Here is an 11,047-nt window from a genome sequence, read left to right as displayed (position 1 = left end):
GCGCCGCAAAAGCGCAAGTGCGGAAGTTAACGTTTCCCTAATGAACGCAAGCGCCATGCCGGTGGGTTCCTCGGCGCAAACCACGATCGCCTCACCATTTCATGACAGACCAAGACACAGACGCGAACACACCGACCGCGGCTGACCCATTTTGGCGCAAGCCGCTCGAAGCCCTTTCGCCAACCGAATGGGAGAGCTTGTGCGACGGCTGCGGGCGCTGCTGCCTCGTCAAGTTGGAGGACGAGGACACGCGGGACACCTATTACACAGATGTCGCGTGCAAACTGCTTGATGCAGGGACCTGTCGCTGCTCGGATTACATCCATCGGCAGACACAGGTGCCGGATTGCATCCGGTTGACCCCCGAGGCTGTGCGGGCGATCAACTGGCTACCGCCGACGTGTGCCTATCGGCTCGTGCGTGAGGGCCGCGACCTGCCGTGGTGGCACCCGCTCGTGTCAGGACGTCCGGAAACCGTCGTCGAGGCCGGGGTTTCGGTACGGGGAAAGATTGCCGCTCACGAGACCGAGGTTCCGCCGGAAAACCTGCAAGGCTACATCGTCACCTGGCCGAACCGCGTGCCGAAAAAGGCGCGCGGGCCGAAGCGGAAGGCCTGAACGGGTTTCAAGCTCGTGGGGTGGCTAGAAGTTCATATCGGCCGGGACACGTCGCGGTCCGGCCGATACGAAGGACTACAGATACTAGGTCAGGCCGCCGACGGCATCGTGGCCATGTCGATCACGAAGCGGTACTTCACGTCGCTCTTCAGCATGCGCTTGTAGGCGGTCTCGATATCCGCGATCGCGATCATCTCGATATCGGACGTAATGCCGTGCTCTGCGCAGAAGTCGAGCATCTCCTGGGTCTCGGCGATGCCGCCGATCAGCGAGCCCGCGAACTGGCGACGCTTCCAGATCACGCTGAAGGCCGCGACCTTCAGCGGGTCGGTCGGGGCGCCGACCTGGCACAGGGTGCCGTCGCGCTTGATGGCGTTGAGATAGGGGTTGATGTCGTGGTCGGCCGAGACCGTGTCGATGATGAAGTCGAAGCTTTCGGCATGCTTGCCCATGGCTTCCGCGTCTTTCGACAGGACCACGCCGGTCGCCCCGAGCCGCTTGGCGTCTTCCGCTTTACCGGGGGAGGTCGTGAAGAGGTACACTTCGGCACCCAGCGCATGGGCGATCTTGACCGCCATATGGCCGAGGCCGCCCAGGCCCACGACGCCGACCTTCTGGCCTTTGGTCACGTTCCAGTGCCGCATGGGTGAATAGGTTGTGATGCCGGCGCACAGGAGCGGGGCGACCCCCTTCAGGTCGAGGTTCGCCGGGATGCGCAGCGTGAAATCTTCGTCGACCACGATCGCTTTCGAATAGCCGCCGAACGTCATGCCGCCCGAAATCTTGTCGGGGCCGTTGTAGGTGCCCACGAAGCCATTGTCGCAATATTGCTCAAGGCCATCCTTGCAATTGGGGCAGGTGCGACACGAGTCGACCATACAGCCGACACCGGCGAGATCGCCGACTTTGAATTTTGTGACGCTGCCACCGACTGCCGTAACGCGGCCGACGATCTCGTGGCCCGGAATGCAGGGGTAGACGGTGTTGTGCCATTCGTTGCGAACCTGGTGCAGATCCGAATGGCAGACGCCACAGTAGAGGATATCGATCTGGACGTCCTTCGGGCCCGGATCGCGGCGCTCGAAGGAAAATGGCGCGAGAGGCGCGCTGCTGGTTTCAGCGGCATAGCCGGTGCAAGCGAACATGGGAAAGTCCGTCGGTTGAGAAGACGCGACCGTGAAAGGGTCGCGAGAGAATGCTATGGCCTGGTCGTGGCCTCGAGCGTTCGTGTGCAACATAGGGCGCGGGTTCGCTGAAGTCGACGCCTTCGTAAGGAGGTTTTCATACCTTCACAAGCGGGTGGTGGCCTTTCTCCCGAAGCGTTCAGGCGTCCACCAGCGCTTCGGCCACAGTCTCGTCGGTAATCAGGACCTCCGGCGTCAGCAGCCGGATCGCCGCCCGGATCGCGGCCGTCTTTTCCCAGCCGCCGGACGCCAGGACGATGCGCCGCGCCTTACGCAGCATCGTGGGTGGCGCGGAAATCACGCGGTCGTTCAGCGGGTGGTCAAGCAGCCGACCCTCGGCATCGATGAACCGGCAGAGGATGTCTCCCACGGCACCCGCCCGCGTCAGCGACGCGAGCTCCTCCTTGCTGGCCAGATTGTAGCGGCTGAGGGTCGAGCCGGGTGACAATTCGCCGACGCTGACCAACGCGAGATCGAGCCGTTCGGCATGGCTGAACACATCCTCCATGCCGGAGTGATTGACGAGCGCCTCACGGGTCCTGGCATCGGGCGCATAGACCGGCGCCGCCATCATGAAGCATTCGGCACCGAGCCGGTCGGCGAAACGCCAGGCGAATTCGGACGGATTGAACTGTGAGGCACGCGTGAGACCGCCGAGCAGCGAGACGACGGTCAGCTTGTTGAAGGCGCGTTGCGGCAGGCTCGATAGGCTGGCGCTGAGCGTGCGACCCCATCCAAGACCGATCGTCATGCCTTCCGTCAGAATGGAGCTGACGTAGCTTCCAGTCGCGGCGCCGATCAGGGCGCCCAGATCGACGTCCCCTTGCGGGCGTGGGATGACGATCGCGCGCTCCATGCGGAGCCCGCTTTCAAGGCGCCGTTCAAGCGCGACGCAGCGCGTGAGAGGCGAAGTGACGCTGATTTGCACGGTGCCGTCTTCGCGGCAGGAGGCGAGGATCCGCAGGACCCGCGCCCGTGTCATCCCGAGCACCTGGGCCACGGCGTCTTGCGTCATCCCTTCCATGTAGTAGAGCCAAGCCGCCCGGGTGCGAATATCCGTCTCCAGATCGAACGCGTCGCCGCTTCCCATCATGTCCTCTTCCGGCCGGTCTGCAGCCCCTGGGATTCGGCTCTGACTTCTTTCATGTGACTGCACTTCTGATCTGGGCGGCAAGTGACATGCATGCCCGTGTCAATTACCCTGCCTTCTGTTCACAGTCAGAAACTTTTGTACAAAGCCCGCAGCTGTCATTCGCAAGCCTTGTTCCGCGGGTTCTCCAGGGAGCGGTGACCATGAGCTGTCCCCATCTTGAAGGGGTCACGGTCTCCGCGGATCGTGATCGAAGCGTCGGTCGGCCTTGCGCAAAAGTGTGTGACGCTGCATGGGTCCGGCAGGCGCTTTCAAGTCTGCTTCCTCTCATAGGAAAAAGCGGCATTGATTCTGCTTGGAAAAAGCAAATCGATCCGTGAGGCTCGAGCCGCGCGGACCGCTCTACGGCCGATCGCAGCCGAAGGGAGGGCATAATGAAGCATTTTGGCAGTCGGTACGGGCAGGTCGGGTCATGATCGAGTTGGTGGTATTCGACTGCGACGGCGTCCTTGTCGACAGTGAGGTGCTCTCAGTCAGGGCGATGCGGGGCGTTCTGGAGGCTGCCGGAGTTCCGGCGACGGACGCCATGATCGGCCGCTGCTTCGGCATGAAGCAGGCCGACATCCTGGCGATCGTCTCGCGCGAGACTGGCGTCGTGGTGCCGAACGATGTCGCCGACCGCATTTGGCCCGCGACCCGGCTCTTGTTCGAGCAGGAGCTTCAGCCAATGCCCGGCATCGCGGACTTTCTGGAGCGCCTGGGAGACCGGCCCCGCTGCGTGGCGTCGTCTTCGAGCCTGGAGCGGATCCATCTGAGCCTGAAACGCACGGGGCTCGACCGGTTCTTCGGCGACGCCGTGTTCTCGTCCCAGCAGGTCAAGCACGGCAAGCCCGCGCCTGACCTGTTCCTGTTTGCTGCCGCTCAGATGAATGTGGCGCCCGAGCGTGCCGTCGTGATCGAGGACTCGATTTACGGCGTCCAGGGCGCGAAGTCGGCCGGTATGCGGGCCATCGGCTTTCTAGGCGGCAGCCACATTCAGCCCGATCATGACCGGGCTCTCCTGCAACATGGCGCCGAGTCCGCCGAGCCGTCCTGGGAGGCTGTGGAGCGTCGCCTCTTTGGCTAGGCGGCGCGCCGTCGCTCTCGCGGCGCCCGCGATGCGGGCTAGGCGAGCCAGCCCATCCCGGCGCCCGCGAGAAGCACGATGCCGATCACAATCCGGTAGATTACGAATGGCCAGGCCGAGAAGCGTTCGAGGATGCGCATCAGGCCCCAGATGGCCGCGAACGCCGAGATCGATCCGACGATGAGACCAACCAGCAGAATCGACCAACCATGCCCGTCGAGGTGGGCCTTGAGGAGCTGCAGCAGCTCGTAGAGCCCCGCGAGAGCGATGAAGGGCAGGCCGAGCAGGAAGGAGAAGCGTGCCGCTTCCTCACGCTTGAGGTCGAGGAAGAGTGCCGCCGTCAGCGACGAGCCCGAACGGGAGACGCCGGGCACCAGCGCGCCCACCTGGGCGATACCGACGATCATGGCATCGAGCAGGGTCATATCGGCGAGAACGCGCCGGTGCCGGCAATAGATTTCGGCGATCGCCAGGAGAACACCCATGACGATGCAGGCGACCCCGATCACCTCCAGGCTCCGCAGGCTGGAGCCACAGGTGTTCAGGTGGGATTTCAGGAGAGCGCCGCCGATCACACCCGGGATCGTGGCCAGGATGATCCAGACCGCGAAACGGAAATCCCAGGACTGGAAGTCCCGACGCTGGATCGCCGAGAGCGATCCCACGAGAACGCCCCGCACGTCCTTCCAGAAATACGACACCACCGCCGCCAGGGCCGCGAGCTGCATCGATGCCGAAAAGGCCGAGCCCGGGTCCTGCCAGCCCAAAAGAGCCGGGACGATTCGCATGTGGGCTGTCGACGAGATGGGCAGAAGTTCGGTCAGACCCTGAACGACGCCGAGCACCGCGACTTTCGCATAGCCCAGCGACACAAAGCCCGTGTCGAGCCCTCCGGTACAAGCGTCAGCCATGCAGATCCTCTCTCCATCAATTGATTCGGGCGCGATCTTACCCCTAACCGGCGCGCGGTGACGCGGCGGTGTCAAACGTCAGGCCGCCTCCGCGGCAGCGATCAAAGAACGGTCGTCGTGTCCTGAGATGACGACCGAATGGAGCTGGCCTGGAGGCGGATTGTCCGGCAACCGGACGAGGGTGAAATCCTCGCTGCGGCCCTTGCCGTTCCGCTCCGTCAGCACCGTAAGGCGCCGCCCCGTCTGACCGGCCAGGTGGGACCGCAACTGCCGCTCCGCCAGTGCGCGCAGCCGCTGGGCCCGATCTCGGGTGACGTCCCCGGCGACCTGCGGCATGCGGGCCGCCGGCGTATTCGGTCGGGGTGAAAACGGGAAGACGTGGACGTGGGTGACATTACAGGCTTCCACAAGCTCCATCGTCTCGGCGAACATGGCCTCGGTTTCGGTTGGAAAGCCCGCGATGAGATCGGCGCCGAACACAAGTTCAGGGCGCAGCCGCCGAAGATCGGTACAGAACGCGATGGCATCTTCCCGGCCATGCCGGCGCTTCATGCGTTTCAGGATCAGGTCCGATCCCGATTGCAGAGATAGATGGAGATGGGGCATCAGCCGCGCCTCGGTGCCGATCGCGTCCCGCAAGGCGGGATCGGCTTCGATGCAATCGAGCGAAGACAGGCGCAGGCGCGGCAGGTCGGGCACGGCCCGCAGCACGCGCGTCACAAGGGTCCCGAGGCTTATCCGGTCATCGAGGTCGTCGCCGTAGGAGGTGATGTCGACGCCGGTCAGCACGACATCGCGCGCCCCCGCCGCGACAAGCTCCTTCACGCGGTCGATGATCTGCGCGATCGGAACCGAGCGCGAAGCGCCTCTTCCGAAGGGGATAACGCAAAACGTGCAGCGATGGTCGCAGCCGTTCTGAATCTCGACGAACCCGCGCGTATGCTGATTCGCGGCCTCGGGCCCGAAGCCCGGGGCCGAGATCTTCGGGACACGTTCCGCTCCATTGTCGAGCGACGGCCAACTCTCGTCCTTCTCCTTGGTGGCATTCGGCAGCAGCCGGTCGATGCCGGGAAGAGCCGCGAAACCGGCACGGTCAATCTCCGCCGCGCAGCCGGTGACCACGAGCCGGCCGCCCGGATGCTCCTTGTAAGCCCGGCGTATCGCCTGCCGCCCCTGCCGGGCGGCTTCAGCCGTCACCGCGCAAGTGTTGACGATCGTCAGATCGCGATGACCGGCGGCGAGCGCCTGACGGCGCATCGCCTCCGATTCGACGATGTTGAGCCGGCACCCGAAGGTCACGACGTCGACACGCGCGGCATTCGTCACGCGGCAATGTCCCACAGGACGGCCGGTAACAGGCCTTCGTGCTCGATCTGCGTGTCGCCGGCCATCACGACGTGACCGTCCGCGGGGCGCCACTCGATCATCAAATCGCCGCCTGGCAGCGAAACCGTGGCCCTTCGCTCTGTCAGACCGTCGCGCGCGGCCGCCACGAGGGTCGCGCAAGCAGCCGAGCCACAGGCCAGCGTGGCGCCAGCGCTTCGCTCCCAAACCCGCAGGCGAATGGAGGCGCGGCTTGTGATCTCGGCGAAGGACACGTTGGCCCGCTTGGGAAACATGGGGTGATGTTCGATCAACGGACCGACCTCCGCGAGCGGCACGGTGGCTGCATCCTGCACGAAGAAGACCGCATGAGGATTGCCCATGTTCACGGCCGAAAAGGTCTGGAAATCGTCCGGAAGCCCGGACAGATGGCGCAACTGGACATGCGCCGTATCGGCTTCGGGCTCCGCCAGGGGAATGTCGCTCCAAGCGAGGCGAGGCGGCCCCATGTCGACCGAAAACCGGGTCGGGCCAAGCCGATCACAGATGAGCGTACCGCCCGCCGTCTCCACGACGAGGTGATGGGACGGGGAGCCTCGCATCAGCACCCACGCCACGCAGCGGGTGCCGTTGCCGCAAGCTTCCGCTCGCGATCCGTCAGCATTGAAGATGTCCACGAAGGCGTCGGTCCCGCCGGAAAGCGGCGCACTGATCGTCATCAGTTGATCGAAGCCGAGCCCGACCTCTCCCGCGATGGCGCGCGCGGCCGCGGGCGTCAGCGGGCGCCCGGCCGACCGCATGTCGACGACAAGGATCGAATTGCCGATGCCGTTCATCTTGAAATAAGGGAGGTCGGGAGCTTTCATCGCAGCAGGCGTGGAGAAGACCGCCGGGTCTTACGGGAGTTCGGCTGCCATTTAAAGCGCGTCCGCTCCCGTCTGGCCAAAACCTTGAACACAATCCCATTCGCCGTGTCTCCGTCGCTTGATGCGGCCCCCTGACACAGCCATAATCACGCGCCGCGATGGGTCATGGAGAAATTGGCCGCTCATGATCGAGCAAGTGAGTCCTGAAGAGCGCACCCAGATGGAACGGGATATGGAGCGTCTGCGCGAGGAGCATCGCGACCTCGATGCCGCGATCGCGGCCTTGATCCACCTGGGGACGCCGGACCAACTGCAATTGCAGCGGCTCAAGAAGCGCAAGCTCGTGCTCCGCGACCGCATCGCGTTTCTCGACGATCAGGCCACGCCCGACATCATCGCCTGATACCCGCGTGCCCCGCTTCCCATCCGTCGCCATTCGATCGACCGATTAAGCCTTCAACCTTAAGCGGAACCATGCGCATCTCCGGACGTTGCACGACGGCTTGAACAAAGGAGACAGGGCGGATGGATGCTTCGGAAATTCTGATTTGGATCATCGTTGGTGCAATCGCGGGATGGCTCGCCGGCCTTGTGGTGCGTGGTGCGGGGTTCGGTCTGCTGGGCGATATTGTTGTCGGCATCGTCGGCGCGTTCATTTCAGGGCTGCTGCTTCCTCGGCTCGGAGTGCATCTCGGTGTGGGGTTTGTCGGGGCCGTGATCGACGCCTTCATTGGAGCCGTCATCCTGTTGCTCTTGCTCCGGCTGGTCAGACGCGTTTAACCACGCTGCAGTTGTGCCGGTTCGGGCCAACCGGCCGGCGCATGTTGCGCGGTCAAACAGGCGCAGCATGATATGCGGATGATACAATCGACGTCCTTCGAGCCGGCGACGCTCGTTCACCTCGTTCAGCGCGCCGCCCCTCCGGGCGCGCGCCTCCGGCTTCTGACGCTCAAGGACGGAACCCGTCTGCGCACCGCCAGATGGCACCCGGATGCGCGAGTGAAGACTCGCGGCACGGTTCTCATTTGCACGGGCCGAGGCGAGTTCATCGAGAAATATTTCGAAGTCGCTACCGATCTGCTGGCGCGCGGCTTCGCGGTCGTGGTGTTCGACTGGCGCGGGCAGGGGATGTCGTCCCGGGCCCTGCGCAACGGCCGGAAGGGCCATGTCGACGACTTCAAACAATTCGAGGCGGATCTCACGGCCGTCATCGAGGAGGTTCTCGAGACCGAATGTCCGCGACCCTTTTTCGCCCTCGCTCATTCGATGGGCGGTGCGGTGATGCTCCATCACGCTAGGAGCGGCGGGTGCGCTTTCGAGCGTATCGTGCTGTCGGCGCCGATGATCGCCATCCATAAGCTGCCGGCCCCCGATGCATTGCATCACTTGTCGCGTGTGTTGGCGCTTGTCGGGCTCGGATCGGCCTTTGTGCCGCGCGGCGACCGCACCGCCGTGTTGGAGAACGGGTTCGACGACAATGTTCTGACCTCGGATCCTGTCCGTTTCGCGGACATGATGGCAGTGGGGCGGGTCGAGTCGCGTCTGACGATCGATGCGCCGACGATCGCCTGGTTCCGCGCCGCCCTCGACGCCATGGTTCCGTTCGCCGCGGCCGATTTCGCGAGCCGGATCGCGGTGCCGATCTTGATGGTCGTTCCAGGGCACGACCGGGTCGTCTCCGTCTCCGCGATGGAGCGGTTCGGGCGCCAGCTCAAGGGTGGGACCTGCATCACGATTCCTGGCGCGAGGCACGAAATCCTGATGGAGCGCGACGAATTGCGGGACCAGTTCTGGGCCGCCTTCGACGCGTTTATTCCGGGCTCCGTTTCGCCAAATCGGACCGCTCTGGCCGAATCCGTCAGCGCCGGGGTCGGTCGCTGACAGTGAATCCAGTGGCCGCCGCCGCGAACAGTCCCATGCAGACGAGCACGTTCCAGGCGGCCAGGGAGAGCCCCGCAACATGCAGGGCGGGAGCGTCGCACTGCACCACCTGGGTTGTTTGCAACTGGTGCAGGAAATCGCTTACGGCCGCCGGGTGATCGAGCGAGCCGGTGCAACTCGTCGGTCCGGGCCAGAAATGCCATTCGACGCCGGTATGGTAGATGCCCAAGGCCGCCCCTGCGGCAAAGATCAATGCCAAGGCTACGAACCCGGCCGGCACCACGCCGGCACGGCCGCTCCAGGCGATCCACGCCACCAGCAAGGCAAGCGGAACCCCGGCATAATAGGGCAGACGCTCCTTCAGGCAGAGCTCGCAGGGCGCATAGCCGGCCCATTGGAAACCCCAGGCCATGGCGATCGTCACGAAAGCCGCCAGTGCGATCGCTAACGCGAGCCGGGTCGAGGTGGAAGATGGCATCGTATTCCTTGGTTCGGAGACGCGCGAGGCGGACGATTAGGGGGTGCCTCATGCCTTGTCCATGGGCTCGCCGGCGGTGCACGGCAAAGCTTCCGGTCGATGAGGCTTGGCATTTCACACCTGCTTGGTAGAAGTCCGCCGGATTGCCCGAGGGCAACGCGCGGGCATGCGACGGCTGGAGGAGATGAGAATGGCGCGGCACATGGCGCATCGGATCGGCTTAGGGGTCGCGGGTCTCCTCGCGTGCGGCGCGCTTGCCGGTTGTGGAGCAGCGGGAACTCCAGGCTTCGAACCCGCGGAACAGAGCAGCGGCTATTCGCTGTCGAAGCTGGCCAATCTGGTGGCCTTCAATAAGTTGTTCCCGGGATCGGCGCCGTTGCCGCAAACCGAAGCCACTGTGGAATGCCCGACGATCGAAGTGCAGGACGGAACGGCTTCCATCCGCACCTATGCGGGCGCGCAAACCAACGAGAACGTTCGCTACGGCTTTTCGCTTGGCGATATTGCGCGCGAATGCTCCAAGAATGGCGACAGGCTGGTGCTCAAGGTGGGGGCCGAAGGCCGGGTGCTGCTTGGTCCGGTCGGCGCGCCCGGCACGTTTGCGGTTCCGATCCGAATTGCCGTGCGCAACGATGCGACTGACAAAGTGGAATATTCGGCCCTCGCCCGTGTCTCGGCTTCGGTGTCGGCCGGCAGCAACGAGGCCGGTTTCACCTACGTGTCCGAGCCCTTTTCGGTCCCGTTCGTGGCTCATCCCGATGAGGACTATGTGATCCTCGTCGGCTTCGACCAGGCCGGTAGCGGCCCCAAGGTGGGGATCCGCAGCCCTCGATCACGAAAGCACTAAGGCCGAAGCGCCACGGTCCTTCAACTTTTTTGGCGTTGGTCGTCTGTAGCATTGTGGCAACGGACCCAATGCGTGTTGTGGTCAAAAAGGGCGCGGTGCAAAGATTCGTCACGCATCACAAGGTCGGAGAGATCCTGCGATCTGCGGGCTGCGGCAACATGCGTGATGCCCATGGGCTGCGGGTGGGTCTTGGTGGCGGATGTCTCGCGGACAGCTTCAGCCTTGGCTGCTTGAGCGGCGCCGCAGCCGAGGGGGTGGCGATGTGGAACGAGCGATGATGAAGGCTGAAGACCCGTGGGTGCCGTTTGGACTCGGTTTCGCCGGATTGATTCCGTTCTGGGGCCTCTGTCTGGCACATGGGACCGACATCACCTTTGGCGAGAGCCAGACCGCCTCGGCCACTGCACTTGCCACCTACGCGGCCACGATCGTATCGTTTCTCGGTGGAATTCGCTGGGGTTTGGCCACCAAGGCCGACAACCAGCGTCTGGCAGCACGCGACTATGCGGTCGCGGTGCTGCCCCAGTTGCTTGGCTGGTCGGCGCTGGCTCTCAACGATCCTTGGCGGCTTACCGTTCTCGCGGTTCTGATCATTGCGCTCGGGATCACCGATCGCGATCTCGTGCACCGCGGCATGGCGCCCGCGTGGTTTGGGCGGCTCCGGCTTATCCTGGCACTCGGCGCGGGTGCCGCACTTCTTCTGGCCGCGGCCAGCTAGCCCAGC

General features: G+C 64.2%; 14 protein-coding genes. 8 read left to right on the top strand and 6 right to left on the bottom strand.

What is annotated here, in order from left to right:
* Positions 1–101: 101 nt before the first annotated feature.
* Positions 102–617, top strand: a complete 516-nt coding sequence (locus M8523_RS05680) for a YcgN family cysteine cluster protein (protein WP_282583877.1) — start codon at positions 102–104, stop codon at positions 615–617.
* Positions 618–706: 89 nt separating this feature from the next.
* Here the strand turns inward: M8523_RS05680 and M8523_RS05675 are convergent, their stop codons facing one another.
* Together M8523_RS05675 and M8523_RS05670 are read right to left on the bottom strand one after the other, a co-directional pair.
* Positions 707–1,762, bottom strand: coding sequence for an NAD(P)-dependent alcohol dehydrogenase (locus M8523_RS05675; RefSeq protein WP_282583876.1), 1,056 nt, complete (start codon positions 1,760–1,762; stop codon positions 707–709).
* Between the two features lie 178 nt (positions 1,763–1,940).
* The gene (locus M8523_RS05670) at positions 1,941–2,894 is read right to left on the bottom strand and encodes a sugar-binding transcriptional regulator (protein WP_282583875.1); all 954 of its coding nucleotides are present in this window, start codon (positions 2,892–2,894) and stop codon (positions 1,941–1,943) included.
* 469 nt (positions 2,895–3,363) lie between these two features.
* Between M8523_RS05670 and M8523_RS05665 the strand changes: the two genes are divergently transcribed.
* Positions 3,364–4,017 carry an HAD family hydrolase gene (locus M8523_RS05665; RefSeq protein WP_282583874.1) on the top strand — a complete coding sequence of 218 codons (654 nt, stop codon included), beginning with the start codon at positions 3,364–3,366 and terminating at the stop codon, positions 4,015–4,017.
* Between the two features lie 38 nt (positions 4,018–4,055).
* Here M8523_RS05665 and uppP read toward each other — a convergent pair whose 3' ends face one another.
* The 3 genes from uppP to dapF all read right to left on the bottom strand — a co-directional run bounded on the left by uppP (position 4,056) and on the right by dapF (position 7,117).
* Entirely contained in the window at positions 4,056–4,928 is an 873-nt protein-coding gene (gene uppP, locus M8523_RS05660; RefSeq protein WP_282583873.1) for an undecaprenyl-diphosphatase UppP, read from the bottom strand.
* A gap of 78 nt (positions 4,929–5,006) precedes the next feature.
* Positions 5,007–6,254, bottom strand: coding sequence for a tRNA (N(6)-L-threonylcarbamoyladenosine(37)-C(2))-methylthiotransferase MtaB (gene mtaB / locus M8523_RS05655; RefSeq protein WP_282583872.1), 1,248 nt, complete (start codon positions 6,252–6,254; stop codon positions 5,007–5,009).
* On the bottom strand, positions 6,251–7,117 hold the full coding sequence (gene dapF / locus M8523_RS05650; RefSeq protein WP_282583871.1) for a diaminopimelate epimerase: 867 nt from the start codon (positions 7,115–7,117) through the stop codon (positions 6,251–6,253). The genes mtaB and dapF overlap by 4 nt, the downstream gene beginning before the upstream one ends.
* Before the next feature lie 184 nt (positions 7,118–7,301).
* On the opposite strand from dapF, the gene M8523_RS05645 reads away from it, so the two are divergent.
* The 3 genes from M8523_RS05645 (at position 7,302) to M8523_RS05635 (ending at position 8,998) form a co-directional block, all read left to right on the top strand.
* The gene (locus M8523_RS05645; RefSeq protein WP_282583870.1) at positions 7,302–7,520 is read left to right on the top strand and encodes a YdcH family protein; all 219 of its coding nucleotides are present in this window, start codon (positions 7,302–7,304) and stop codon (positions 7,518–7,520) included.
* A 122-nt stretch (positions 7,521–7,642) separates the two neighbouring features.
* Complete coding sequence (locus M8523_RS05640; RefSeq protein WP_282583869.1) at positions 7,643–7,897, top strand: GlsB/YeaQ/YmgE family stress response membrane protein; 255 nt, start codon at positions 7,643–7,645, stop codon at positions 7,895–7,897.
* Between the two features lie 78 nt (positions 7,898–7,975).
* Positions 7,976–8,998 (top strand): alpha/beta fold hydrolase, encoded by a 1,023-nt coding sequence (locus M8523_RS05635; RefSeq protein ID WP_282583868.1) that lies wholly within the window; start codon positions 7,976–7,978, stop codon positions 8,996–8,998.
* Here the strand turns inward: M8523_RS05635 and M8523_RS05630 are convergent.
* Positions 8,976–9,476, bottom strand: a complete 501-nt coding sequence (locus M8523_RS05630; RefSeq protein ID WP_282583867.1) for a disulfide bond formation protein B — start codon at positions 9,474–9,476, stop codon at positions 8,976–8,978. The two genes, M8523_RS05635 and M8523_RS05630, sit on opposite strands and share 23 nt — an antisense overlap.
* A gap of 190 nt (positions 9,477–9,666) precedes the next feature.
* Between M8523_RS05630 and M8523_RS05625 the strand changes: the two genes are divergently transcribed.
* The 3 genes from M8523_RS05625 (at position 9,667) to M8523_RS05615 (ending at position 11,041) form a co-directional block, all read left to right on the top strand.
* Positions 9,667–10,323 carry a hypothetical protein gene (locus tag M8523_RS05625; RefSeq protein WP_282583866.1) on the top strand — a complete coding sequence of 219 codons (657 nt, stop codon included), beginning with the start codon at positions 9,667–9,669 and terminating at the stop codon, positions 10,321–10,323.
* Between the two features lie 95 nt (positions 10,324–10,418).
* Positions 10,419–10,601, top strand: a complete 183-nt coding sequence (locus M8523_RS05620; protein ID WP_282583865.1) for a hypothetical protein — start codon at positions 10,419–10,421, stop codon at positions 10,599–10,601.
* A complete protein-coding gene (locus M8523_RS05615; RefSeq protein WP_282583864.1) occupies positions 10,598–11,041 on the top strand; it encodes a DUF3429 domain-containing protein in 444 nt (147 codons plus the stop codon). The genes M8523_RS05620 and M8523_RS05615 overlap by 4 nt, the downstream gene beginning before the upstream one ends.
* The last annotated feature ends 6 nt before the right edge of the window (positions 11,042–11,047 follow it).

It is taken from the genome of Lichenifustis flavocetrariae (assembly GCF_026130545.1).
GTDB lineage: Bacteria > Pseudomonadota > Alphaproteobacteria > Rhizobiales > Beijerinckiaceae > Lichenihabitans > Lichenihabitans flavocetrariae.
This window is presented reverse-complemented; position numbering and strand designations above follow the sequence as displayed.